Annotated in this window: 17 protein-coding genes; 4 read left to right on the forward strand and 13 right to left on the reverse strand. The window is 70.8% G+C overall.

Translation table 11 applies throughout. The features are described 5' to 3' along the window. Positions 1 to 36: 36 nt before the first annotated feature. The 4 genes from ACWEN6_RS03320 to ACWEN6_RS03335 form a co-directional block, all read right to left on the reverse strand. A complete protein-coding gene (locus ACWEN6_RS03320; protein ID WP_452568740.1) occupies positions 37 to 1,146 on the reverse strand; it encodes a glycosyltransferase family 4 protein in 1,110 nt (369 codons plus the stop codon). A 117-nt stretch (positions 1,147 to 1,263) separates the two neighbouring features. Beyond that, a complete protein-coding gene (locus tag ACWEN6_RS03325) occupies positions 1,264 to 3,471 on the reverse strand; it encodes a hypothetical protein (RefSeq protein ID WP_452568741.1) in 2,208 nt (735 codons plus the stop codon). Positions 3,472 to 3,655: 184 nt separating this feature from the next. Next, complete coding sequence (gene asnB / locus ACWEN6_RS03330; RefSeq protein WP_452568742.1) at positions 3,656 to 5,587, reverse strand: asparagine synthase (glutamine-hydrolyzing); 1,932 nt, start codon at positions 5,585 to 5,587, stop codon at positions 3,656 to 3,658. Next, positions 5,588 to 6,571 (reverse strand): methyltransferase domain-containing protein, encoded by a 984-nt coding sequence (locus ACWEN6_RS03335; RefSeq protein ID WP_452568743.1) that lies wholly within the window; start codon positions 6,569 to 6,571, stop codon positions 5,588 to 5,590. Between the two features lie 245 nt (positions 6,572 to 6,816). Here ACWEN6_RS03335 and ACWEN6_RS03340 point away from each other — a divergent pair, with 245 nt between their 5' ends. Next, the gene (locus tag ACWEN6_RS03340; protein WP_452568744.1) at positions 6,817 to 10,740 is read left to right on the forward strand and encodes a DUF4082 domain-containing protein; all 3,924 of its coding nucleotides are present in this window, start codon (positions 6,817 to 6,819) and stop codon (positions 10,738 to 10,740) included. 158 nt (positions 10,741 to 10,898) lie between these two features. Here the strand turns inward: ACWEN6_RS03340 and ACWEN6_RS03345 are convergent, their stop codons facing one another. From ACWEN6_RS03345 to ACWEN6_RS03355, 3 genes are read right to left on the reverse strand one after another with little or no spacing between them, the layout of a single operon-like run. After that, on the reverse strand, positions 10,899 to 11,603 hold the full coding sequence (locus tag ACWEN6_RS03345; protein ID WP_452568745.1) for a class I SAM-dependent methyltransferase: 705 nt from the start codon (positions 11,601 to 11,603) through the stop codon (positions 10,899 to 10,901). A gap of 8 nt (positions 11,604 to 11,611) precedes the next feature. After that, complete coding sequence (gene rfbB, locus ACWEN6_RS03350) at positions 11,612 to 12,598, reverse strand: dTDP-glucose 4,6-dehydratase (RefSeq protein ID WP_452568746.1); 987 nt, start codon at positions 12,596 to 12,598, stop codon at positions 11,612 to 11,614. Further along, on the reverse strand, positions 12,595 to 13,662 hold the full coding sequence (locus tag ACWEN6_RS03355) for a glucose-1-phosphate thymidylyltransferase (RefSeq protein WP_452568747.1): 1,068 nt from the start codon (positions 13,660 to 13,662) through the stop codon (positions 12,595 to 12,597). Before ACWEN6_RS03355 ends, rfbB begins: the two co-directional genes overlap by 4 nt. 357 nt (positions 13,663 to 14,019) lie before the next feature. On the opposite strand from ACWEN6_RS03355, the gene ACWEN6_RS03360 reads away from it, so the two are divergent. After that, the gene (locus ACWEN6_RS03360; RefSeq protein WP_452568748.1) at positions 14,020 to 15,006 is read left to right on the forward strand and encodes a glycosyltransferase family 2 protein; all 987 of its coding nucleotides are present in this window, start codon (positions 14,020 to 14,022) and stop codon (positions 15,004 to 15,006) included. A gap of 499 nt (positions 15,007 to 15,505) precedes the next feature. Here ACWEN6_RS03360 and ACWEN6_RS03365 read toward each other — a convergent pair whose 3' ends face one another. The 4 genes from ACWEN6_RS03365 to ACWEN6_RS03380 all read right to left on the reverse strand — a co-directional run bounded on the left by ACWEN6_RS03365 (position 15,506) and on the right by ACWEN6_RS03380 (position 19,268). Next, the gene (locus ACWEN6_RS03365) at positions 15,506 to 17,209 is read right to left on the reverse strand and encodes a PQQ-dependent sugar dehydrogenase (protein WP_452568749.1); all 1,704 of its coding nucleotides are present in this window, start codon (positions 17,207 to 17,209) and stop codon (positions 15,506 to 15,508) included. Between the two features lie 397 nt (positions 17,210 to 17,606). After that, positions 17,607 to 18,038, reverse strand: a complete 432-nt coding sequence (locus tag ACWEN6_RS03370; RefSeq protein ID WP_354839298.1) for an RICIN domain-containing protein — start codon at positions 18,036 to 18,038, stop codon at positions 17,607 to 17,609. 221 nt (positions 18,039 to 18,259) lie between these two features. After that, positions 18,260 to 18,463: a DUF397 domain-containing protein gene (locus ACWEN6_RS03375; RefSeq protein ID WP_452568750.1), complete on the reverse strand. Its 204-nt coding sequence runs from the start codon at positions 18,461 to 18,463 to the stop codon at positions 18,260 to 18,262. Next, entirely contained in the window at positions 18,453 to 19,268 is an 816-nt protein-coding gene (locus tag ACWEN6_RS03380; protein WP_452568751.1) for a helix-turn-helix domain-containing protein, read from the reverse strand. Before ACWEN6_RS03380 ends, ACWEN6_RS03375 begins: the two co-directional genes overlap by 11 nt. A gap of 233 nt (positions 19,269 to 19,501) precedes the next feature. Between ACWEN6_RS03380 and ACWEN6_RS03385 the strand changes: the two genes are divergently transcribed. Together ACWEN6_RS03385 and ACWEN6_RS03390 are read left to right on the forward strand one after the other, a co-directional pair. Further along, positions 19,502 to 19,843, forward strand: a complete 342-nt coding sequence (locus ACWEN6_RS03385) for an ATP-binding protein (protein ID WP_452568752.1) — start codon at positions 19,502 to 19,504, stop codon at positions 19,841 to 19,843. A 187-nt stretch (positions 19,844 to 20,030) separates the two neighbouring features. After that, a complete protein-coding gene (locus ACWEN6_RS03390) occupies positions 20,031 to 23,285 on the forward strand; it encodes an ATP-binding protein (RefSeq protein WP_452568753.1) in 3,255 nt (1,084 codons plus the stop codon). On the opposite strand, the gene ACWEN6_RS03395 is transcribed toward ACWEN6_RS03390, so the two are convergent. Further along, positions 23,260 to 23,949: an alpha/beta fold hydrolase gene (locus ACWEN6_RS03395; protein ID WP_452568754.1), complete on the reverse strand. Its 690-nt coding sequence runs from the start codon at positions 23,947 to 23,949 to the stop codon at positions 23,260 to 23,262. The two genes, ACWEN6_RS03390 and ACWEN6_RS03395, sit on opposite strands and share 26 nt — an antisense overlap. 346 nt (positions 23,950 to 24,295) lie before the next feature. After that, the gene (locus ACWEN6_RS03400; RefSeq protein WP_452568755.1) at positions 24,296 to 25,069 is read right to left on the reverse strand and encodes a hypothetical protein; all 774 of its coding nucleotides are present in this window, start codon (positions 25,067 to 25,069) and stop codon (positions 24,296 to 24,298) included. Positions 25,070 to 25,136 lie beyond the last annotated feature (67 nt).

Consider the following 25,136-nt stretch of genomic DNA (forward strand, 5'->3'; position numbering starts at 1 on the left):
AGGTGGGACCGCCATGCGGTGAACGCCTCGGCGCGGTCATGGAGTGCTCGCCGGGAGGCGAGGCACGCCGGAGAGCAGCTCCGCGTACCGGTCCTCCACGCGCGCGGCCACCGACGCCCAGTCCAGGGCCGACGTCGCCCGCAGGCCGCGTTCGACGGTCCCGGCGAGCGAGGGATCGGAATCCAGCACCGCGCGCAGCCGGTCCACCAGGTCAGGCGCCGAGCCGCTGCGGAAGGTCTGGTACGCGCCCGGCTCGACGACCGGGTCCAGGGTGGTGTCCGAGGACAGGATGACCGGGGTGCCCAGCGCGAGGGCCTCCAGCGCGGCGGTGGGGATGCCCTCCCCGATGGTGGACAATCTGCGAGAGGCCAGGACGAACACCTGCGCCCGGCCCACCAGCGCGTACACCTCGCTCTCCGGCAGGTGCCCGGCCAGGCGGACACCGCGGCCGGTGCCGGCGAGCCGCTCCAGCTCGCCGCGCTCGCCGCCCTCGCCGGCGATGACCAGGCGTGCGCCGGGATGGGAGGCGCGCAGGTCGTGGAAGGCCTCGATGGTCAGCGCGTGGTTCTTCACCTTCTCCAGCGAGCCGACGCTCACGATGAGACCCGGCTCGACCGGCTGTCCGCGGTACCGGGCGATGTGACCGAGATCCAGGCCGCTCGACATGGTGACGATCCTGGCCGCCGGCACGCCGGCCTGACGCAGATCCCGCGCGGGCCGGGTGCCGAAGGCGATGAAGTCGCCGACGTGGCGGAAGGCGAGCGGCATGACCGGCAGGTGGCGCATCGTCATCGCGCCGTGGACGCTCAGCACGAGCGGGACGCCGAGCCGCCGCGCGACCGGGCCGAGCGCGAGAGTCTCGCGGTGGTCGCCGTGGACGTGCACGATGTCCGGCTCCTCGGCGACGCGCAGCGCGCGGGCGCACTCCAGCGCGAACGCCAGCACGTCGGACCGCCTCCGGGCGAGCCTGCTCATCCGGGTCGAAGTGAGTGGCAGGACCCGCGTGCCGTCCGGCGCCCGGCCGTGACGGTGGGCCACGACGACCTCGTGCCCGCGGGCGACCTGCTCGCGGGACAGACGCGCGATGTGACGCTCCAGACCGCCCTGCTCGGGCGGCAGCCGGTATCCGACCTGCAAGATCCGCATGGTGACCTCTTCCGTGCTCAGAGGGCGTGGGCCGCGAAGGCGTGGAGGGTTCGGGCCGTGAGTGTGGTCGAAGAGCGTGGGCCGCGAACGCCCGGAGCGCCCGGGCGGCGCGTGTGGTCAAAGTGCATGGCCGGTGAGTGCGGCCAGGTCGTAGATCGCGTAGTCCCCGGAGCGGAACACCGGCCGGGCGTACCCGTCGATGCCGAGGCGCGTCAGATGCGTGTCCGCGAACAGCCACCGCACGTGGTGGCGGTCGCGCAGCTCCCTGAGGATCTCCGGGGAGGGGGCGGTGAACGCCGCGTCGTTCAGCGCGAGCCGCCGGCCGTCCCAGAACGCGATGTACTCCGGCAGCCCCCGCGAGACCCAGCGGCTCATGTTCGTCGCGGTGTACGTCCACCCCTCCACCAGCATGCGCCGTTCGGTCAGGGCGGTGACCCAGAATTGCTGCGAGGCGCAGGGATGCTCTCTTCCCCACGCGCAGTGGGTGTTCGTCGCCACCAGATCGTCCGGGCGGGAGTGGGCGCGCAGCCACCGGGCGGCCACGAGGGTCCCGTCGGGGATCCGGACGGCCGGCACGACCGTGGTGACCCGCCCGTTCTCGGCCAGGCGGCCGGCGCTCGTGAGCACCCGCGCGTGCAGGTCCGCCGGCAGGCCGATGGCCGCCAGCATGACCGTCACCAGCGCCCACGCGCGCAGGGCTCCCGCCCGGGCCGCCAGCACCACGCTCACCGCCACGACGACGGCCGTGAGAGCGATGTAGGGCCGGTACAGGAGGGTGACGGACGCTCCCGGGCTCAGCGGGACGGTCACCCGGCACAGCAGGGGGATGACGTACGCCAGGGCCGTCCCCGCCGCGGCGGCGAGCACCGTCGCCCTCAGCGGCACACCCGACCGGCGCAGCAGCAGGAGCATCCCGTGCACCGTGACGATCACCAGGTACGGGTAGGCGCCCCACAGGAAGAAGAGCTGGCTGCGGCCCGGATGCCCGAGCAGCGCCATCGTGCCGAGCCCCGCGGCGCCCATGCCCAGCATCAGCGGCACACCCGGGCGGGCCAGGGCGTCGGCCCGGCTGAGCAGGCCGAGTGCCCCGCCGCACACCACCAGCCAGCCCAGCAGGTAGATCACGGTGACACCGAGCACCGCCCCCACCGGCGGCAGGGCCCCCCAGCCCAGGCCGGTCAGCTCGCCCAGCGTCGTGCGCATCGTGAACAAGGGCGAGATGATCAGCCCTTGGCGGGCACCGCTGAAGAGGACGACCTGGGCGAACAGGCACAGTGCGCCGGTCATGCCGAGCGCCGCGAGCGCCGTCCAGGGCGGGCGGCGGCGCCTCAGCGCGACGGCTACGACGACGACCACCAGGCCGGTGCCGAGCAGGGGCAGATAGGAAGCCTTCGCCCCCGTCACGGCCAGCAGCAGGACGCCCAGCATGACCCACCGGCCGGCGCCGCGTCCGTCCTCCAGCAGCTCGGCGAGCAGGAGGACCACTGGGGTGAACAGCATGGCGCCGAAGGTCTGGGTGGGGCTCGTCCACGCCAGATCGGGGATGCCTCCCCAGGTGAACGACCCGTTGATGCCGAGGTACAGGCTGGGCACCGCCACGAAGACGGTGCCCGCGGCGGCGAGCGCCGCCCCCGCCCAAGAACCCGTGACACGCCGTCCTGTCATGCCGACCAGAACCACGGTCACGGCGAGCATGGGCAGCGCGCCCAGGCGGCACAGCAGCACCAGCGGTTCCACCCCGGTGACCCAGCTCGCCGCCGCGTAGTGCGCGTAGACGAACCAGTGGTAGAGCAGTGGCTCGCCCGCGACCATGGGGGAGGTGGGCGGCATGTGGTGCTTCAGCTCGCCGATCAGTGCCAGGTGGAACGGCATGTCGATGGACGCCGCGCCGAGCCCCGGCCAGGTCAGGGCGTGGGTACGGAAGAAGTTCAGCGCGCTCCAGGCGAGCAGGAACGTCATCACCAGAGCGAGTGACCATGACGCCCACAGCGGCGCCCGCTCCAGCACGGCCGGGGAGCGCCAGTGGCGGCGCAGGCGCGGGACGGCGAGGAACGCCGCCACGACGGCGACCGGCCAGGCGAGCACCAGCAGAGGCATTCCCGCGGCGCGGGCGCCCATGTAGCACAGGATCTCGGCGGCGTAGCCCAGCGTCAGCCCCAGCGCGATCTCCTCGGCGCGGGTGCGCGCCCCGCCGTACAGGGCCCGCACCAGCAACGTGCCGGGAACCGCCAGCCCGGCCGCCACATAGGCGCCGAACACCGCCATGTCGGTGGCGGACACCCCGTAGCGGCTCAACGTCGCCGCGGTCAGGACGATCAGGGTCAAGCTCGGAAGCCACGGCGACCGGTGCGGCCGCCACCTGGGCGGCCTAGGCGCCGGAACGACCGGCGTCATCTCCATCAGGGCGCCTGCGCGGTCCTCGACGGACGGTGTGTGCGTCATGCGTGCAAGCTTGGCGAGACGAAGGCCGGTCGCCGGGCGTGGACGCCCGTGCCCGGCGATGTCCTTGTCACTCCTTTATGTACGCCAGGGAGGAGTCCGGGCACCCGGTGCGGGCCAGGGCGATGCCGCCCGGGACGGCATGAGCCCGGTGCCACAGCTCGAACTGCAGCAGCGTCCACAGCCGGGGTCCGTGGTCACTGCCGTTCATGTGCCGCTGCAGCAGGTCGCGCACCGCCGCCGGCCGGAACAGGCCCCTGACCCGGGCGGTGTGGTCGGTGAGCACGTCGAAGGCCAGCTCGCGCAGCTCGCCGCGCAGCCAGGCGGCGAGCGGCACGCCGAACCCCTGCTTGGGCAGGTGCGCCAGCCCCGGCGGCAGCCAGGGGGCGACGGCCCGTTTGAGCAGCACCTTGGTGTGGTTGCCGCGCACCTTGCACGAGTCGGGCAGCCGGGCCGCCCACTCCATCAGGTGGTGGTCCAGGAACGGCGAGCGGGCCTCCAGCGAGTTGGCCATCGTCGTGATGTCCACCTTGACCAGCAGGTCGTCCGGCAGGTAGGTGAGGGTGTCCACGTCGAGCACCCGGCCGAGGTCGGAACCCGCCGCCGAGGAGTCGAAGGCGTCGCGCAGCAGCGCGTGGCTGTCCACGCCCGCGAGCCGCTCGCGCAGCCCATCGCCGTAGATCCGCCACTTCTGCTCGGGGGTGAAGCACGACATCAGCCGCGGATACCGCTCGGCGGGGGGCGTCGCGGCGAACTGCATGAGCCGGCCGAGCCGCCGGGGGAGCCCGCCGAACTCGCTGCGCTCGGACACCAGCGCCCCGGCCCGCCCGCACGGCCCGGCGACGGCGCGCGGCAGGGACGGGATGCGCCCCGCCCGGGCCATCAGCGCGTGCCGCCGGTACCCGCCGAAGCACTCGTCCCCGCCGTCCCCGTTGAGCGCGACGGTGACGTGCCGCCGGCTCATCCGCGCGACGTAGAAGCTCGGGATGGCCGAGGAGTCGGCGAACGGCTCGTCGAAGTGCCACGCGAGCCGGGGCAGCACCTCCAGCAGGTCGGGCGTCACGACCAGCTCGTGATGGTCGGTGGCGTACCGCTCGGCGACCATGCGGGCCTTGTGCCGCTCGTCGTAGCGGTCGTCCTCGAAGCCGATGCAGAACGTCTTGACCGGCTCGGTGCTCTGCATGGCCATCGCGGCCACCACCGCCGAGGAGTCGACCCCGCCGGACAGGAACGCCCCGATGGGGCGCTCGCTCACCATGCGCAGCCGGGTCGCCTCCAGCAGCAGCTCGCGCAGCCGCTCCTCGGCCTCGCGCTCGTCCACCGGGGGCCCGGGCGTGCGGTCGGGCCGCCAGTAGCGGCGCACGCTCACCCGGCCGTCCTCCCACACCGCAAGGTGCGCGGGCGGCAGCTTGTGCACGCCCTGGAAGATCGACCACGGCGCCGGGACGTACTGGTAGCTCAGGTAGTGGTGCAGCGCGACCGGGTCGATCTCGCGGCGCAGCGCCGGGTCCTGGGCGAGGGACTTCAGCTCCGAGGCGAACCGGATCGCGCCGGCGTCCGCCCACCAGTACAGCGGCTTCTTGCCGGCGCGGTCGCGGGCCAGCAGCAGCCGCCGCCGGTCGCGGTCCCACACCGCGAAGGCGAACATGCCGCGCAGCCGGTGCACCATCTCGTCCCCGTACTGCTCATAAAGGTGCACCAGGCACTCGGAGTCGCCGGCGCCGCGCAGCCGGTGCCCCTGCCGCGCCAGCTCCTCGCGCAACTCGGCGAAGTTGTAGATCTCGCCGTTGAACACCGCGACGACCCGGTCGTCCTCGCCGTAGACCGGCTGGTCGCCGTGCGCGACGTCGATGATCGCCAGCCTGCGCATGCCCAGCGACGCGTGCTCGTCGTCGTGGAACCCCTCGCCGTCGGGGCCCCGGTGGGAGATCACGTCGCACATGCGGCGCACCAGCGCCGGGTCGGGCCGGGACAGGGACGCCGTGCCGGCGATGCCGCACATCTACTTGACGCCGCCGATCACGTACAGACCCCGGTCGCGCCGGATGGAGAACTCCCGCAGGCCGAGCTCCCGCGCCCACCGCGCGAGGCGGCGGCGCGGCTGAGGCCGCTCGTAGCGCGGCGCGAGCCAGTCGAAGGTGTCCAGCACCGACCAGTTGCGGATCATCTCGGGGTCGGTCAGGCCCAGGTGGCGGTGGCTGGCCACCGGGACCAGGCGCGCCAGGTACGGGCCGGCCTTGGGCACCGCGCCCAGCGCCATGGACAGCGGCAGCAGGCGTGGCACGGCCCTGTCCACCACGGAGTACAGCCTGGCGGGCGGGATGCGCCTGGTGACCGGGCGCAGCAGCCGGCGCGGGTGGGGATAGGCGACCATCGCCGCGTACACGTCGATGCAGAACCGGCCGCCGGGACGCAGATAGCGGAACAGCGTCTTGAAGGTGCGCTCGACGTCGGGCGTGTGCTGGATGACCCCGAAGCAGAACAGGTAGTCGAACGACTCCTCGGGGAACGGCGCCTCGTACACGCTGGCCTGCACCAGCCGCAGGTTGGGGAAGTGGCCGTTGGAGGCGGCGTTGGCCTGGACGGCACTGGAGATGTCGAAGGAGGTCACCTGGGCGCCGGTCTGGCACAGCACCTCGGTGAAGCGCCCGGCGCCGCTGCCGCACTCGAGCAGCGTCCGGCCGCGCAGGTCCTCCGGGGACCAGCCGCTCGCGCGCAGCAGCCGGTCGCGGGTGATGGACAGGCCGGAGTGGGAGTCGAGCTGGGTGAGCCGGTGGCGGTTCCACTGGTATCCGAAGCCCTCCGCGTAGTTGTCGGGCGGGACGAAGCGCGGCACCCCGTTCTCGACGGGGTAGGTGACCGCGCAGGAGTCGCAGCGCAGGTCGCCCTCGTCGCGGAGCCGGCCCCGGCAGCGGGGGCAGCGCAGCGCGTGGCACCAGGAGATCCCGGCGCTCGCGCCGTCGGACACGTGTTTGGGAAGCGTCATCTGAGCGCCAATCCAGCGAGGTGAAGGATGGCCGGACCCGGCGCGGGTCCCGCGGTTACCCAGGACATATTACGGAGCGTGACCAGCTCGGCGCGGTCATGGCCCGGCGTGTCCCGCGATGCGGCGGCGCGTGGGGCGGTGCCCGGGAGGCCAAGCTCGCGAACAGGGCAAAGCGCGGCAACGATAGAGCTTGACCGGTGCGTCCAGTCTGCTCAGCGGGTGCGCCCCTTGTCACGCTTGCGCGCATGAGCATCACGTCACCTATGCACGGCCGTTCGCTGGGCTCGGACGCACTTGTGATGGTTGACCGGGTGGCGACGCCGCCCCGGTGGACGTGGACCCGCCGGATCACGTTCATGACCTGCGTCGCGGCCATTCTGACGACCGCCGGCCCCTGTGGCCTGGCGTCGGCGGCGGGACTGCCGTCCGTGACCTTCGGCCAGGCGGCGGTCTCCGACCGGCGCGATGTACAGCCCATTCCCGGCGGCGAGGCGGCCCCGGCACCGGGTTCCGGCCCGGCGGACGGCGCCGCGAGCGTGGACGATCCGTCGGAAGCCGACGAGCCGCGCGAGCCCGACGCGCCTGCCGGCGATCCCCCGCCCGAGGAAGATGCGGGGCCCGCCCCCGCGCCCGAGCGGGGGAGGAGCACCGCCCAGCAGGCGCCCGGGACCAAGACGCGTACCGGCACCGGGGGGGACGCCGGCCCGGCGGCGCGGCCCGGCGGCGCGGGCGAAACCGGCGTCGGTCTGGAGGATGCGGCCGCCCGGCTGCGGCGGATACGGGGACCGCAGGACGGCGATGTCGGGTTCGGCACGGCGCAGAAGGCGCCGGACGCCAAGGCGGCGCACAAGGCGGCGGCGCGGCGTGCGGCGTGCCCGCCGAGCTCCGTCATCTGCATCGAGAACAGCCTGCCCGGCAGCCCGCCCAGCCAGTGGGACATCACCGGTGCGGGGGACCCCAGCATCCAGGGCTACGCGACCGCGATGAGCGTGAACGTCGGCGAGACCGTGCAGTTCAAGGTGAACACCCCGGCCACGGCCTACCGGATGGACATCTACCGTTACGGCTACTACGGCGGCCTGGGGGCACGGCTGATCACCACGGTCAACCCGTCGGCGTCACTTCCGCAGGCACAGCCGAATTGCCTGACCGACGCCTCCACCGGCCTGGTCGACTGCGGCAACTGGGCCGTGTCCGGCTCGTGGGCCGTGCCGCCCACCGCCGTGTCCGGCGTGTACTTCGCCAAGCTGGTCCGCACGGACGGGACCGCCGGCGCCAGCCACATCACGTTCGTGGTCCGTGACGACGCGCGGCAGTCGGAGCTGCTGTTCAAGACCGCCGACACCACCTGGCAGGCTTACAACACCTACGGTGGCAACAGCCTGTACAGCGGCAGCCCGGCGGGCCGGGCGTACAAGGTCAGCTACAACCGCCCCGTCACGACCGCCTGCTGCGTCTGCTGCCAGGGCTCGAACCTGTCGTGGTTCTCCTCGGCCGAGTACCCGATGGTCCGGTGGCTGGAGGCAAACGCCTACGACGTCAGCTATTTCTCCAGCGTCGACGTCTCGGCCCGCCCGGCGGAACTGCTGGAGCACAAGGTGTTCCTGTCGGTCGGCCACGACGAGTACTGGTCCGACGACATGCGGACCAACGTCACCAACGCCCGGGACAACGGGGTGAACCTCGCGTTCTTCTCCGGCAACGAGGTCTTCTGGAAGACCAGGTGGGAACCCAGCATCGACGGGACGTCCACGCAGTTCCGCACCCTGGTGTGCTACAAGGAGACCATCGCCAACGCGAAGATCGACCCCAGCCCGCAATGGACCGGCAGCTGGCGCGACCCGCGCTTCTCGCCGCCGTCCAACGGCGGCCGGCCGGAGAACAGCATGACCGGCACGCTGTTCATGGTCAACGGCACCGTCAACGACCCGATGGTCGTGACGTCGCAGTACTCCCAGATGCGGTTCTGGCGCAACACCGCGGTGGCCAACCTCCAGCCCGGCCAGAGCGTGACCTTCGCGAACGGGGTGCTCGGCTATGAGTGGGACGTGGTGCCCGACAACGGCGTCGAGCCGCCCGGTCCGGCGAAGTACTCCAGCACGACGATCCCCACCTCGACCCAGTATCTGCTCAACTATGGCAGCAGCTACGGCGCGGGCGTGCCCACCCACAGCCTCGTGCTGTACAAGGCGGCGAGCGGGGCGCTGGTCTTCGGCGCCGGGACCGTCCAGTGGTCGTGGGGGCTGGACGCCACCCACGCCAACCCCGGCACCCCGGCCAACATCAACATGCAGCAGGCGACGGTCAATCTGTTCGCCGACATGGGCTCCCAGCCGGTCACCCTGCAGCCCGGACTCGTCCCCGCCACCCCGTCCACCGACACCGCCCCGCCCACGTCCACGATCACAAGCCCGTCGAGCGGCTCGACCGTGGCGAGCGGCGTACCGATCACCGTGCAGGGCACCGCGTCCGACACGGGGGGCGGCGTCGTGGCCGGGGTCGAGATCTCCTTCGACGGCGTCCGATGGTTTCAGGCCAACGGGACCACGAGCTGGCAGTACACCTGGGCGCCGTCCGCGTCCCAGCAGACGGCCACGATCAGGGTCCGGGCGGTCGACGACATCGGCAACCTGCAGGTGGTGCCCACCAGCGTCACCGTGAACGTGGACACCCGGTGTCCCTGCACGATCTGGCCGTCGACCACCGTGCCGACGACCGAGAACTCCAGCGACGCCAACCCCGTCGAGGTCGGCGTGAAGTTCCGGGTCACCAGCGCGGGCTACATCAAGAGCGTCCGGTTCTACAAGGGGCCGCTGAACACCGGGACGCACGTCGGCAACCTGTGGACCTCGACCGGACAGCTGCTCGCCAGCGCGACGTTCACCGCGGAATCGGCGTCGGGCTGGCAGCAGGTCGACTTCCCGGTGCCCGTCGCGGTCGACATCAACACCACCTACGTCGCCTCGTACTACGCGCCGAACGGCAGGTACGCCGTCAACTCGCCCTACTTCACCACCAGCGTGGTGAACGGCCCGCTCACGGCGCTCGCCAGCGGCGTGTCCGGCGGCAACGGCGTCTACCGGTACGGGGCGGCGGGCGGCTTCCCGACCAGCAGCTTCCAGTCGAGCAACTACTGGGTCGACGTGGTGTTCACGTCGATGAGCAGCCTGTGGGACGACGGGGACACCCCGGCGGTGGCGGCCAACCCCGAGACCAATCCGCTCACGCTGGGCGTCAGGTTCACGGCGAGCACGACCGGGGAGATCAGGGGCATCCGCTTCTACAAGGGGACCGAGAACACGGGCACGCACATCGGAAGCCTGTGGACCACCGCAGGCCAGTTGCTGGCGAGCGCGACCTTCAGCAACGAAACGGTCTCAGGCTGGCAGCAGGTGAACTTCGCCGCGCCCGTGAAGATCGACGCCGGTACCACCTACATCGCCTCCACCTTCATGGCCTCCGGGCACTTCCCGTACACCACGCAGTACTTCACCACGGCGCATGTCAGCCCGCCGCTCACCGCGCCGGCCAACGGACCCGGGGGAGGAAACGGGCTCTACGTCTACGCCCCGTCCAGCACCTTCCCGCCGAACACCTACCTGGCCAGGAACTACTGGGTCGACGTGGTGTTCGCGCCGTCCCAGAGCCTGTGGAACGACTCGGCCGTGCCGGCCGTCGTGTCCCATCCCTCGTCCGATCCGGTGGTGCTGGGCGTGAAGTTCCAGGCCACCACCAACGGGACGATCAGGGGCCTTCGGTTCTACAAGAGCGCGGAGAACACCGGGCAGCACATCGGGAGCCTGTGGACGACCGGCGGTCAGCTGCTGGCCAGCGCGACGTTCACCAACGAGACCGCCTCCGGCTGGCAGGAGGTGTACTTCGCGACCCCGGTGCCGGTCACCGCGGGGACGACGTACATCGCCTCCTACAACACGACCACGGGGCACTTCTCGTACACGCTGCAGTACTTCACCGGCCAGTACACGAACTTCCCGCTCCTCGCGCCGGCGACCGGCGCGGCCGGGGGGAACGGCGTGTACATCTACAGCCCGACCAACACCTTCCCGCAGTTCACCTACCAGGCCACCAACTACTGGGTGGACGTGCTGTTCGACACCGGTGGCGGGGGCGGTCTCCGCGCCGGCCGGCATACCGACCGGCGCGCCTGACCTGGCCGCTCCACTCCACCGAAGTGGCCCCGCTCGCACCTCGCGAGCGGGGCCACTTGGTCTCCGGCCGGGTTCGCTGTTCCCGGCGGCCCCGGACCCGCGGCGTTCGCGGGGGCACGCCTTCGCGCCGGACCCGCGGCGTTCGCCGCGAGCCGGAGTCAGCGGGATGCGGGCCGGCGCGCCCTGGCGATGAGGGAGACTCCGGGCAGCGAGCCCACCGGCAGGTACCGCTCCGCGGCGATGACGGCGGACAGCGCCATGTTCAGCGCGGGAGGTATCTCCTCCAGACCGGACACCAAGGTCTGCCGCCTACGGTGTGCCGCGATCGGCCGGAGCAGGACGTTCCAGCTCCGCATTCGCTCCATCACCAGGCCCTCCCGCGTGATGACGGAGCGCAGCCCGTCGCGGGTGTAGCGGCGGACGTGCCCGGAGGCGACGTCGTGCGACGACCACAGCGCCATGTCGCACGGCACCGTGATCAGCGCGGTCCCGCCCGGCCGCATCACGCGCAGGATCTCGCGGACGGCGAGCTGGTCCTCCTGGATGTGCTCCAGCACGTCGAACGCCAGGACCAGGTCGAAGTGACCGTCAGGCAGGGGAAGGTTGCGCGCGTCGGCGTGGATGGCCTGCAGCCCGCGCTCGCGTGCCAGGTCCACGGCCGTCTGCGAGAAGTCGGCGACCAGCGCGTCCCAGCCGTGCTCGACCAGGACGCGGGTGTTGCCGCCGCCCGCGGCCCCGATGTCCAGCGCCCGCCCGGGCGAGCCGAGCCGGCGCAGCTCGCGGGCGAGGATGGCGCGGCGTTCGCGAAACCACCAGTGGCGGTCCTCGATCTCGACCGTGCGGCGAATCTCCGTGGCCTCCATGGCTCCTCCTAGTGACCCTCTTGACCCGATGTCTTCAACGGCCGCCACCAGTCCTGGTGGTCGCGGTACCAGCGGACGACCTCGGCCAGCCCGCGCTCGAAGTCGACCTCCGGCGCGAACCCGAGCGCCTGGATCTTCCCGCTGTCCACCGAGTACCGCCGGTCGTGGCCGCGACGGTCGGCGACGGGGACGACCAAGTCCCAACCGGCTCCGAACGCGGCCAGCAGCCGCTCGGTCAGTGCGAGATTGGTCAGCTCGACCCCGCCGCCGATGTTGTAGACCTCGCCGCCGCAGCCCTTGTCGAGCACGAGCTGGACGGCGCGGCAGTGGTCGTCCACGTGCAGCCACTCGCGCACGTTGCCGCCGTCGCCGTAAAGGGGGACGGGCAGCCCGTCGATCAGGTTGGTGACGAACAGCGGAATGACCTTCTCGGGGTACTGGTACGGCCCGTAGTTGTTGGAGCAGCGGGTGACCCGCACGTCCAGCCCGTAGGTCCGGTGGTAGGCCCGGCAGAGCAGGTCGCCCCCCGCCTTGGCGGCCGAGTAGGGGGAGTTGGGCAGCAGCGGCGCCGACTCCTCCCACGACCCGGTGGAGATCGACCCGTACACCTCGTCGGTCGACACCTGCACGACCGTGCGCACGCCGGCCGCCAGCGCCGCGTCCAGCAGCCGCTGGGTGCCCTGCACGTTGGTCGTCACGAAGTCCGCCGCGCCGGTGATCGACCGGTCGACGTGCGTCTCGGCGGCGAAGTTCACGATCACGTCGTGGCCGGGCACCACCGCGGCGAGCAGCCCGGCGTCGGCGATGTCCCCGTGGACGAACGCATACCCCGGGTGGCCGGCGACCGGCCGCAGGTTGGCCGGGTTGCCGGCGTAGGTCAGCTTGTCCAGCACCGTGACCCGCGCGTCCGCGCAGGAGGGATAGGCGCCCGCGAGCACCGAGCGCACGTAGTTCGACCCGATGAAACCGGCCCCGCCGGTGACCAGCAGCTTCATGCCCGCACCTGCACCCTGCTGTGGTCGCCCACCATCAGCTGCAGCGCGTTCGGCACGCCCTGCGCCCGCACCACCTCGACGTTGCGGCCGATCAGCGAGTAGGTCAGCCGGGAGACGCCCCGCACCGTCGACTCCTCGCAGACGATGGCGTACTCCACCTCGGCGTCCTCCAGCACGCAGCGGTCGCCGATCGAGGTGTACGGGCCGATGTAGGACCCGCTGATGCGCGCTCCCGCGCCGATCACCGCCGGCCCGCGGATCACCGACCCGCGCACCGAGGCTCCGGCCTCGATGACCACCCGGCCGGACACCTCCGAGGACCCGTCGACGGTGCCGCGGATGCGCGGCTCGAGGCCCTCCAGCACGATGCGGTTGCACTCCAGCATGTCCTGTAGTCGCCCGGTGTCGCGCCAGTAGCCGTTGACCAGGTGCGAGTGGACGCGAAAGCCGTTGCCGATCAGCCAGCTCACCGCGTCGGTGATCTCCAGCTCGCCGCGCGCCGAGGGCCGGATCGCCCGGACCGCCTCATGGATCGCGGGGGAGAAGGTGTAGACGCCCACGATCGCCAGATCGCCGCGCGGGCGGGCCGGCTTCTCCTCAAGGCTCAGGATCTCCCCGGAGGGCCCCAGCTCCGCGACGCCGTAGAACTGCGGCTCGGCCACCTTGGTGAGCAGCAGCTGCGCGTCGTGGCCGGCGTCGCGGAAGGCGTCCACCAGGTCCCGGATGCCGCCCACCAGGAAGTTGTCGCCCAGGTACATGACAAAAGGGTCGTCGCCCAGGAACTCGCGGGCGATCAGCACGCAGTGGGCCAGCCCGAGCGGGGCCTCCTGGGGGATGTAAGTGATGTCCAGGCCGAACGCCGAACCGTCCCCGACGGCCTCGCAGACCTCACGGCCGGTGTCGCCGATGATCACGCCGACCTCGGTGATGCCGGCGTCGCGGATGGCCTCCAGGCCGTAGAACAGCACCGGCCTGTTCGCGACGGGGACCAACTGCTTGGCCGAGGTGTGGGTCAGCGGGCGCAGCCTCGTGCCCCTTCCACCTGCCAGAACGAGCGCTTTCATCGCTCACTTGCCTTCCCGCGAGAACACATGGCCGATCGACGGGCCCGAATCTATGGGCGCTCGGACCACCTGGCCCCCCGACGTCCGCGGCTTTGCCGAACAATGGGCCCCCGGTTGCCGCCGCCGGAGGTCGGGTCACGCGGCCGCCGACGCCCGCGCCTGGTCCGTCCCCGTCCGTGCCCCCCTTCCCGCCCCGTCCGCTCGCGCAAACGGCTCCTCACGATCGGCAAAAGCCGGGCGGGCCCGTACCCGGCACGCGGCAACGCCGCGCCAAGGACACCGCCACGAGCCGCAGCGGTCCTGGCGTCCACCTGCGGCGATGTGGTCGGCTGCGGGCGAGAGATGATCGGGGGATCAATGTCGGTGTCGGTGGTCATTCCGTGTTACCGCTCCGCCCGGGTGCTTGCCACGCTGGTGGCAAGGCTGCTGCCGGTCCTGCGTGAGGTGTCGGTCCGGCACGAGGTGATCCTCGTCGTCGACGGCAGCCCCGACGACACCTGGCGGACCGCCGCGGACCTCGCGGCACGCTTCGACGTCGTCCGCGCGATCCACCTGTCGCGCAACTACGGCCAGCACAACGCCCTGGTCGCCGGGATCAGGGAGGCCGCGTTCGACGTCGTGGTGACGATGGACGACGACCTGCAGCACCTGCCCGAGCAGATCCCGCAACTGCTGGCCGCGTTGGAGGGCGACCGCCTGGACCTGGTGTACGGCGTCCCGCACAAGGAGGAGCACGGGCTGCTCCGCAGCCTCGCCTCCCGGTCGGTCAAGGCCGCCATGGCGCTCGCGCTCGGCGTGCGCACGGCCCGGGCCATCAGCGCCTTCCGCGCCTTCCGCACGCCGCTGCGCGAGGGCTTCCACGACCTGTCCGGCCCGCACGCCTCCCTGGACGTCGCCTTCTCCTGGGCCACCACCCGCGTCGGCTCGGTCAAGGTGCACATGAACGAGCGCGGCCACGGCCGCTCGGCCTACACGCCGCGGCTGCTGGTCCGGCACGCCATGAACATGCTCCTCGGCTACAGCACCACGCCGCTGCGCGTGGCCAGCTACCTGGGCTTCCTCGTGGGCGTCATCGGGCTGCTGCTGGGCGGCTCGGTGCTGTGGAGCTTCATCGCCGGCGACACCACGGTGGCCGGGTTCACCACCATCGCCTCGATGGTCGCCCTGTTCTCCGCCGCCCAGCTCATGTCCATCGGCGTCCTGGGCGAGTACGTCGGCCGCATCCACGGCAGCGGCATGGGCCGCCCCACCTACGTCATCCGCGAACGCGCCGGCGCCCACGTCCCCCCCGACCTCTCCTACCGCCCCACCCCCAAGCCCTACCGCCCCGGCGGCGTGAACTGACCCGGGCATCCCGGCACCTGAAGGCCATGGGCGCAGCCGACGCACCTTGAGCGCTGATCATCTTGTGGCCTCTGCCGCCTACCGGTGAGGTCTGGTGCCCCACCCCATCGCCTGATTGACTGGCGCTGTGCTGACCTCCCGGTACTCGACTCGGCCCTCTGGACGAGCTTTGGCGAAGTTGGTCCTGGTAACGCTACTGACGGGCGTAGTGCTCGCCTTGGGCGTGTGGTGGCTGCTGGCAGAGGGATGGGACGCCCTACTGGACGCCCTGCCGATATGGCTGCCTCATACCCGTTGACAGCACGAGCCGAGGCTGGCACGCCGACTTTCCCCCGCTGTTCATCTCGTACGGAAGGCCATGGCGCCCGCCCTGAAATGGCGCCTTCGGCGCTGTATCTTCCGGGCGACCCTGCTCTCCCTCTCCTCCCGCCGCCGCGCGGGAGGCCGGCGAGAGTCCAGGGCCGCCCGCCCGGTCCGCCTTGATCCCGTAGCCGAGGCGCTATCTGGCCGTGCAGGTGATGGGCGACGGAGCCGCGACAGTGCCGCCGGACCAGCCGATCGCGAATGGCACCGTCACCGAATCGCCCGGCAGGAGTACGCCGTTCTGGGTGACGATCACCGTGGATCCTGGCGGGTTGAGGCCGTTCCACTGCAGGTAGGTCAGCCCGTTGGGAACCTTGAAGACGACGGTCCACGAGGTGATGGGCGACGTTCCCGTGTTGCGCACCGTCAGTTCGCCCCAGGAGGCCGTCGTCCACTGGAGAAAGAACCGGATCGTCGCTTCGCAGGAGCGTGTGCCCGTGGACGGCGACGGGCTGGGTGACGGCGACGGCGACGGGCTGGGCGTTGGCGACGGCGACGGGCTGGGCGTTGGCGACGGCGACGGGCTGGGCGTTGGCGAGGGGCACGGTGAAGGACTGGGCGAAGGTGAAGGACTGGGCGAAGGTGAGGGACTGGGCGAGGGCGAGACGCTGGGTGAGGGCGAGACGCTGGGGGACACTGACGGGCTGGGTGAGGGCGACGGTGAAGGGCTGAACGAAGGGGTGGGGCACGGTGAAGGGCTGGGCGCGGGGGATGGGCTGGCCGACGGGGAGACCCCCGGGCCGGATGGTGAGGGCGACGGGCCGGATTGGCCGACGGGCGGGATCCGGATGATCATGTCGTCGTTGGGGCCCGCCGTCCCCCTGCCGTCGCGGTTGCTCGTCGTCACCCAGAGCCAGCCGTCCGGACCGACCGCCACGGTGCGCAGCCGGCCCAGCGTTACTCGCAGCTCGGCCACCGGAGTGCCCGCTATGTTGCCGCCGCTGACCGGCACCGTCCACAGACGCTTACCGGCGAGGGCCGCGGCGAACAGCGTGCTGTTGGCGTACGCCAGGCCGCTGGGGGACGCCTCGGTATCGCTCCAGGTCACCAGGGGGTTGGCGTAGCTCGGGTTACCGCACATGCCCTCGCAGGCGGGCCAGCCGTAGTTGTGACCCGGCCGGATGTAGTTGATCTCGTCTGTGGAGTTCTGACCGAATTCCGTGGCGTACAGCCGGCCGGCCTCGTCCCAGGCGAGCCCCTGAACATTGCTGTGGCCGTAGCTGTAGACCGGTGAGCCGGAGAACGGGTTGTCCGTGGGGACCGCGCCGTCGCGGGTGATGCGCAGGATCTTGCCGCCGAGGCTCGAGCTCTGGGCGTACCCGGGGTTGCCTGCGTCGCCCGTGGCCACGTACAGCATGCCGTCGGGGCCGAACGCGATGCGCCCGCCGTTGCGGAACTGGCCCCGGGGGATGCCGGCGAGGATGACCTGCTGGGTCAGCGGGGCGCTGAGCCGGAACCGGACCACCCGGTTGTCGGAGGCGGAGCTGATGTACGCGTAGACCAACTGGTCCTGCGTGAACGTGGGGGAGAGCGCGATGCCGAGCAGGCCCCCGTCACCTGAGGGGTACACGTTCGGGACCGTGGCCACCTGTACGGGCGAAGAGCCGGGACGCACCCGCACGATGGTCGCGGTGTCACGTTCGGAGACGAGGGCGCTGCCGTCGGGGAGGAAAGCCATGCCCCAGGGCACCCGCAGTCCCGAAGTGGCGACCTGTGCCCGGGTGAAGTCGAACCCGCCCGTCCCCGTGCCCGCGGCGGCAGACCGGGTCACGACGAGCGCCGTGGCGGCGATCATGGCGCAAAGGACGATGGAGAGTGCCGAGTACAGGTGCTTGGGCATCACACGCTCCGGGGCGGGATGGAGGCTACCGGCTCCTCCCCATCGAAAGCGCCGGCCGCGCCCAGGGCAATCACCGGTCAGGCACCCGCTCGCCGATCTGCGCATACGCCGCCGGCCGCGCCCCGGGACGGGAAACTTTCACGACCCGGCGCGAGGCGCCGTGGATCGGCGGGCGTTCTCCGGCTCGGTCCACCGAGCAGGCCGGACGGGAAGCTTGTGGCGTTGCACGGACCTGGCGGCGGAACACATCTTCCAGTCCGGCGAGCGCCTGGTGCACAGAGTCCGGATGGCTGCGGCGGTCAGCGCGCCGATCTTTGCGTCGTGGATAAGCGGCCACGTCGGCCATCGCGGTTCGGCGGGCGGCAGTTGATCGACGGGATCGCCGGTGTGATCGGTGCTAGGACTTACACTCCTCGAAGAACCACATCTGGTTCTGCCCCTCCCATCTTCCCCATACCGCTATCCGCGTTCCGGGGTCGGAGGACCCACGGTTCGTGACTTCGAGATCTTTCTTGCAGTTGGGGACACACACGCGGCAGGACAGCGCGACCGCCTCCTCCTCCCACACGTGCCACTCGAACGAGGATTCCCGCAGAAGGGCGCCGTCGTCATTCTTCGGCTGTAGATTGGTACTGAGATATGTACCTGTTCCGACGTTCCGCAGGGTCCACCCACCCCCGATCCGGTTGAGCTGCCACATCTGGGTGTCACTGTCGTTCAAAGGATTTCCGACGGCATGGACCGAGCCGCCGTCCTCGGCGATATCGATATAGGTGCCGGACTTCGCGTTCCGTATTCTATAGACTTTTCCTGATTCGATGTCCGTCAAGTTGCCCGTCCTTTCCCGGTGCCGGCAACGGCTCTGAACCTCCTTGCTCCTTGAGTTATCTTGCCGCACATGTTCTTTCCCGACCACTTACCAGGCGGCAACGTTCGACAGGTGATCCCTGCGGATCCGAGCCCGCTCGACGCCGGATCGCGCCAGATCGCCCTCCCGCGCGATCCGACACCGGCCGCCCTCCCAGCCGCGACCTTACGGGCTTGGCTCGCTCAGCCGTCCAGCGTGCGGGCCTTGAGGCCGGTCACGAATGCCGACCACTCGGCCGGCGTGAAGGCCAGTTGGGGGCCGCCTGGGTTCTTGCTGTCCCGGACTCCGACCAAGCCGGGCAGGTTTGACGCGACCTCGACGCAGTTGCCCTGGTCTGCGCTGAAGGTGCTCTTGCGCCACTGTGCGTTCCGGAGGTCACCCGTCACGTTGGTTCACCACTTCCCTGATGAGCTTGACCGACTGCTTGAACGGTAGAGCCTCGGCCCTAATCGCGTCATATCTAGCAGTTAGTTGGCCGATGACCTGACGGTCATCTATAGTCCGCCCGAAGGGCTGGCCCTCCGCATAGGCGGCGTAAGCCGACCCGTTCCGTTCAGCGATGATGAACCCACCTGCCAGCCCGCAGTGCGCCTCGGCCTCGTAAGGGACGACCTGAATCGTCACCGTTGGACGCTCAGCGGCTTCGAGTACGAGTTGTAGCTGCTCCCGCATCACTTCGGCCCCACCAATGGACCGATGAAGTACCGACTCGTCCATGACAATGCTGATCATCGGGGGTTTGTTCTGGTGAAAGATGGACTGTCGCCGCATCCTGCCCGCTAGACGCTCCTCCACCTCCTCGCCAGTGATGCCTGGAGATGCCGCGAACATTTCGCGGGCGTACGCCTCCGTCTGTAGGAGCCCTGGGATGAGGACCGGCTCCCAGCTGTGAAGTGCCGTGGCCTCCGCCTCTTCGTCGAGCCACGGCCTGATGTACTCCGGAGCCCGCTCCCAGGTGGTGGCGGCGTACAGGCGCATCATGGCGCCGTCCAGCTTCAAGACCTGGTCGCACAGCTCGGCGAACTTCTTGGTTGGTGGCCGCTTCAGGGTCTCGACCATCGCCACATGGCTGTCCGAGTATCCGAGCTGCGCGGCCAGCCGGTGTTGCGTGAGCCCCGCCTCACTTCTGTGTTTGCGTAGCTCGAAGGCGAAAAGTGCTCGCGGTGACTCGTGTGGATCGATCTCTTGCACGGGGGAGAAGGCTGCCTTTCGGACTAAATTGGGGTGTTACTACTAACTCACATCCATGCTCTCAGGACTTGCGGTGAAGCCGAGAGGGAAAATCGCTACCGATGATATCCCCGTTTCGTCACTCTGGTCAGGCGAAAGTCATCTGCGACCCGCACCTCCCCAGTGCGAAAGGCTGACAAATGAGGGCAGGAAGTCTGCTAGGCGTCATAGATTTGGTTGGAGCTCCTGAGTCGGTGTCGATCGCGCGGGAGTTCGTGAAGGCGAAGCTCGGCGAGGATCATCCGGCTTTGGACGACGTGACGCTGCTGGTTTCCGAGCTTGTCACCAATTCCGTACTTCACTCGAATTCGAGGAACGGCGGGAGGATCACCCTCGCTCTGGCCGACTGCCGCGACCTCATCCACGTGGACGTGGTGGACGCCGGGGGTGAGACGGCCCCCGAGGTCCGTGGCGACATGTACGCCGAGGGCGGCCGGGGCCTCATGCTCGTGGAGACGCTGTCCTACCGGTGGGCCGTCCACGACGACGCCGCCGGCAGGACGGTGTGGTGCCAGGTCAAGTACAAGCCGGCGTAGGACACACCGTCATGCCCCCGGCATCGGCGCCTCGGTGATCACGTCGGCTCGTCCAAGGTGGCGGCATGCGCCGCTCCCCACCACGTCGTGCGCGCGGGGAGCGGGGGCGGCGCGGGCCCGTAGCGGAGTCGTACACTTCCCGCGCAGGGACGGGTGCGCGATCCGCCCGCGTGGCCGGCGATCCGTCATGGCAGTGCAGAGGGGGGTGACCAGCGTGGCCGTGTCAGTTCGTCCGAGTGGTGGCGAGGCCGGTTCCGCGTCCGGCATCCTGCGGCTGCGGATTCTCGGTCCGTTGCGGCTCTGGCGTGGCGATGTCGAGCTGGACGCCGGACCCCGGCAGCGGGCGTATCTGCTCGCGCTGCTCCTGGCCCGTGAGGGCAGGCTGATCAGCACGAACGAGCTGGTCGATGTGATCTGGGACGGCGACGCCCCGGCCAGCGCGGTCAACCTCGTCCACAAGCACGTCGGCGCGCTGCGGCGCCTGCTGGAGCCCACGCTCCCGATCCGCGGGACCGGCTCATACCTGCACCGCAGGGGCGACGGCTATGTGTTCGCGGCCGGGCCCGGCATGCTCGACCTGGCCGTCTTCCGGGACCTCGTGCAGCGCGCCGAGGCGGACCTCGCCGGGCGGCGTAGCGAGGCGGCGCTGGACCGCTATGTGGAGGCATTACGGCTCTGGCAGGGTTCCGCGGGCGAAGGGCTGGCCTACGGACCGGCCGCGATGTCGCTCTTCGCGGGGCTGGACGGCGAGTTCTTCGCCGCGTGCGAGGCGGCGGCCGACCTGGCGGTGTCCCTTGGCCGCCCGGAGCGGGTGCTGTCACCGTTGCATCTGGCCGCCTCGATGGCGCCATTGCACGAGCCTGTGCAGGCCGGCCTCATCTCCGCCCTGGACGCCGCCGGGCAGCAGGCGCAGGCGCTGTCGGTGTTCCGGACGGCCCGCAGCCGTCTGGCCGAGGAGCTCGGCGTCCATCCCGGCCCGGCATTGCAGGCCGCGCATCGGCGGGTGCTGAGCAGGACCCCGCCGCCGCCCGCCGGGACGCGGCCCGCCGACAGCCTGGTCGGCCGGGTCGAGGAACTGGCGACGCTGCGGCAGGCGGCGGAGTCCGCACTCACCGGCGGTGCGGGGCTCGTCATCGTGGAGGGCGAGCCGGGGGTGGGCAAGACCCGCCTGCTGGAGGAGACCGCCGCCGAGGCGGGCCGGCGCGGAGCGCTCGTCGTCTGGGGCCGCTGCCTGGAAGGGGACGCGACCCCGTCCATGTGGCCGTGGGTCCAGGTGCTCGGTACGGTGCTGGGCGCTCTGCCCGCCGCGGCGCGCGAGAGGTGGCTCGCCGGTGACCTCGGCCGTCTCGTCGCCGCGCGCGACGACGGCCTGGCCGCGCCCGCGTTGCCGGACGGCGGCGTCCAGTTTCGCCTGTTCCAGCAGGTCGCGGCCGCCGTCGGCGAGCTCTCGGGGTCGCGGCCGGCGCTGCTCGTCCTCGACGACCTTCAGTGGGCCGACGTCGCCTCGTTGCGGTTGTTCAGCCATCTGGCGGCCCAGCCGCCCCGCGGCACGGTGATCATCGGCGCCCTCCGCGACCGCGCGCCCGCGCCCGGTACCGAGCTGTCACGGATGCTCGCCGCGGCCAGCCGTGTCCCCGGCCACCGTCGCCTTCACCTCGGTCCGCTCGCCCTGGACGAGGTGGCCGAGATCGTCCGTGGCGAGACCGGCCAGGCCCCAGGACGGGAGGCCGCCCGCGGCATCCACGCCCGCACCGGCGGCAACCCGTTCTTCGTCCGGGAACTGTCACGGATGCTGGCCGACGGGGGCGGGCTCACCGGGGACGACGTGGCGCGGGCAGGGGTGCCGTTCACCGTGCGGGACATCGTGCGCGACCGGATGGCCGGCCTCGACGACGACGCCCGAGACCTGCTCCAGGTCGCCGCGCTCATCGGCCGGAACGTCTGCCTCAACCTGCTCGCCCACACCGCCGAGATCGACCTCGCGACCTGCCTCGATCGCCTCGAACCCCTGGACGCGCTCGGCCTGCTCGCGCCGGTTCCCGGTGACCCGTACAACTTCCGTTTCTCGCACGACCTGGTCCGTGAGTCGGTCGCCGAGACCACCCCGCGGCGGCGGGCGCCCCGGCTGCACCTGCGCGTCGCGGAGGCGCTGGAGAGCCTCGACAGGGAGGATGAGTCCGTCGCCGAGAGTCTCGCCTATCACCTGTGCGCCGCCGGTCCGCTCGCGGACCCGGCCCGCACCGCGCGGTCTCTCGTGCGCGCGGGTCGCAGCGCGGCGGCCAAGTCCGCGTTCGAGGCCGCCGAGCGGCACCTGCGGATGGCCGCGCGGATCGCGCGGACGGCGGGGCTGACGGAGCTGGAACTGTCCGCGCTGTCACGGCTCACCGCGGTCGCCGGGATGCGCTCGATGTACGGGACCTCGGCGGACCTGCTGGAACGCGCCGAGCGACTGGCCCGCGACCTCGGCCGGGAGGTGGAGGCCGCCGACTTCCTCTTCTCCCGCTGGGTTCTGCACGCTCAGGCCGTCCAGCTCGACCGCAGCGGCCCGCTGGCGCGCCGGCTGCTCGAACTGGGCGAGGCGTCCGGCGACCCGATCGTGCGCTCGTATGGCCTGCGCGCCTGGGGTATCCAGCAGTGGGACGTCGGCAACATCGGCGAGGCCTTCCGGTTTCTGAACCAGGCCGACCGGATCATGCCCCGCGACCTCGCCCGCCGCGAGGGGAACCCGGTCCGGCACGACCTGCAACTGCTCTCGGCCGGATTGCTGGCGGAGACGACCGCAGTGCACGGCGACGTCGAAGCGGCACAGGCACTGCTCGGCACGCTGCAGACCGACGCGGGCGACAGCCTCTACGCGGTCACGATCTGGGCCACCATCGCGGTGAGGATCGCCGTGGTCGTCGGCGACCCCGTCTCGGCGCTTCACGCGGCGGAGCGGGGAATCGCCGTGGATCCCGAGTGGTCCTTCGTCTTCCTCGGCACCTACCAGCGGCTGGCCCGGTGCTGGGCGCTGGCCATGACCGGCCGGGACCCGGCCGGCGCCGCGGCGGAGGCTGAACGGATCATCGCCGCGAACCTCCTCGACCCGCCGCGCTCGTGCGTGGCCACCTGGTACGGCCTGCTCGGCGAGATGTGGCTCATGGCCGGATCGCCGGCCGAGGCCGCCACCGCTCTGGACCGGGCCGGCCATTACCTCGACACCTATGGCCAGCGCTACTCAGAGGGCCTGCTCCTGCTGCTGCGGGCGAGGGTGCTACGGGCTCTCGGCGAGCCCGCCGCGGTCGTCCGGGCCGCCGCGGAAAAGGCCCGGACCCTGTCGGCCGAACGCGAGGCCCACCTTTTCGCCCGCCGCGCCGCGGCGTTCCTGGCGGACCTCGGCGAGGAGCCGGACGGCCACCGCCGCCCGGATTTCGGCGTCAACTGCCGGCGGCCGCCTGCTTGATCAGGTCGGCGACGGCCTGCGGCTGGGAGATGTAGATGGCGTGGCTGCCGGAGGCCTCCACCACCGTGGCGCCCGCGCGCTCGGCCATCGTGCGCTGAAGGGCCGGCGGGATCGTCCGGTCACCGGTGGAGACCAGGTACCAGGTGGGCTTGCTGCGCCAGGCGGGCTCGGTGACCATGCCGCCGGCCGCGCCGAGGCCCCAGGGCACCTGCGAGTCGGCCATGAACGCGGCCAGCTCCGCGGGCAGGTCGCCGGCGAAGGCGCCGTGGAACTCCTCGCGGTCCAGGACCAGGAAGTTGTCGCCCACGGGGACGATCGGCGGCGCGGGCGTGCCGGGCGGGGAGTCGGCGAGCAGCGTCTGCACCGACTCTCCCTTGTCGGGCGCGAACGCGGTGACGTAGACCAGCGCCGACACCCGCGGATGGGTACCGGCCTCACTGATGATCGAGCCGCCGTAGGAGTGCCCGACGAGCACGGTGGGACCGTCCTGAAGGTCGAGCACCTGCCGGACCGCCTCGACGTCCCCCTCCAGCGTCAGCCCCGGGTTCTGGGTGACGCTGACCCGGTAGCCGTCCCGTGTGAGCAGGCCGTGGACGCCCTGCCATCCTGACCCGTCGACGAAGGCGCCGTGCACGAGCACGACGTTGACCGCGGTGGAACTCATGATGCCTTCTCCTCGCGTACTGGAGTGTGCGAACGCAAAGGAGGCGCGTTGCCTCGTGTCCAAAGCGTACGAGCGTGTACTTCCTCAACACTGAGCGGAAAGTGACCGCGCCGCGCCGGCGAGGTAGGGGCGGCCGTACGCGGGATGCGGAGTGGTCGAGCGCATGCGGCACATCGGCGTTGACGTGACGCACGCCGCCGAAGCCGTGTCCGCCCGGTAGGCGGTCACGGCGGAGGCATCTTCGCCCGCCGTCGCTCCAGGGGACCGCCGAGGCCGGTCTCCCAGAGGTGTGCGGTGGCGGTCCGCAGGCGGTTCCTGCCGGCTCCGCCTGCGGACTGGATGTGAGCTACCAGGGCGCGTACGCCCAGCCGAGCGGCCTTTGGAAGTATGAGATCGGTTCTATTCCAATCCGCCCATTGGCACTACTGGAGTAAACATTGCCTCCACCGATGCTGATGGCGACGTGGCCGGCCGAGCTGGTGTCGTAGAAGACCAGGCTGCCGCGTGGGGCGTTCGTGTAAGGCTGCTGCTGGGCCCGGGCGTTCCAGTTCGCCCGCGCCGTCGCGTAGCGGCCGCTGGTGCCGAAGGCGTTCTCCACGGCCAGCTCGCACTTGCCTTCATAGTCGGTGCGGCCGGTGTTGTTGTAGAACCATTGGATGGCGCGTTCGCCTGGATCTTTGCTCGCCCAGATCGGGCTTGAGCCATACAGGACCAAGTTGCCGTCGGTCTGCATGACCAGCCGGTTGCCGCCGCGGTTCTGGGTGTTGGTGGTGAACAACACCCCGGAGTCAGCGTAGATGACAAGGTTGCCATCGGACTGCATGACGAGCCGGGCGTTCGTGCCGTGGGTGTTGCTGGACCACAGTGGGCCGTTGGGTCCGTAGACGACGAAATTGCCGTCGCTTTGCATGCGCGCCTCGTAGGTTCCGCCCGGCGAGAAGATGCCTTGGTTCTGGGCCCCGTAGAGCGTCTCGTTGGTGCTGCCGTAGAGCGTGTCGGATCCGGCTCCGGCGAGTGCGGAGGCGGCTCCGGTGACCTGTGTGGCGGTGCATAGGGCAAGTAAGAGAAATAGATGGGTGAGTATCCGGCGCGGTCGCCGGATCAATGGATTGACTGGCATGGGGGTACCTTTTCGGTGGTTGACAGGAATCAGACGAGGCCGGCGTAACTCGAGGTGCCCGATGAGT

The organism is Sphaerisporangium sp. NPDC004334, from assembly GCF_053602655.1.

Bases quoted from the DNA above. Each gene is read 5' to 3' on its own strand.
- ACWEN6_RS03320 (WP_452568740.1), bottom strand. From the start codon at position 1,146: ATGCGGATCTTGCAGGTCGGATACCGGCTGCCGCCCGAGCAGGGCGGT.
- asnB (WP_452568742.1), bottom strand. From the start codon at position 5,587: ATGTGCGGCATCGCCGGCACGGCGTCCCTGTCCCGGCCCGACCCGGCG.
- ACWEN6_RS03335 (WP_452568743.1), bottom strand. From the start codon at position 6,571: ATGACGCTTCCCAAACACGTGTCCGACGGCGCGAGCGCCGGGATCTCC.
- ACWEN6_RS03340 (WP_452568744.1), top strand. From the start codon at position 6,817: ATGAGCATCACGTCACCTATGCACGGCCGTTCGCTGGGCTCGGACGCA.
- ACWEN6_RS03345 (WP_452568745.1), bottom strand. From the start codon at position 11,603: ATGGAGGCCACGGAGATTCGCCGCACGGTCGAGATCGAGGACCGCCAC.
- rfbB (WP_452568746.1), bottom strand. From the start codon at position 12,598: ATGAAGCTGCTGGTCACCGGCGGGGCCGGTTTCATCGGGTCGAACTAC.
- ACWEN6_RS03355 (WP_452568747.1), bottom strand. From the start codon at position 13,662: ATGAAAGCGCTCGTTCTGGCAGGTGGAAGGGGCACGAGGCTGCGCCCG.
- ACWEN6_RS03360 (WP_452568748.1), top strand. From the start codon at position 14,020: ATGTCGGTGTCGGTGGTCATTCCGTGTTACCGCTCCGCCCGGGTGCTT.
- ACWEN6_RS03365 (WP_452568749.1), bottom strand. From the start codon at position 17,209: ATGCCCAAGCACCTGTACTCGGCACTCTCCATCGTCCTTTGCGCCATG.
- ACWEN6_RS03390 (WP_452568753.1), top strand. From the start codon at position 20,031: ATGGCAGTGCAGAGGGGGGTGACCAGCGTGGCCGTGTCAGTTCGTCCG.
- ACWEN6_RS03395 (WP_452568754.1), bottom strand. From the start codon at position 23,949: ATGAGTTCCACCGCGGTCAACGTCGTGCTCGTGCACGGCGCCTTCGTC.
- ACWEN6_RS03400 (WP_452568755.1), bottom strand. From the start codon at position 25,069: ATGCCAGTCAATCCATTGATCCGGCGACCGCGCCGGATACTCACCCAT.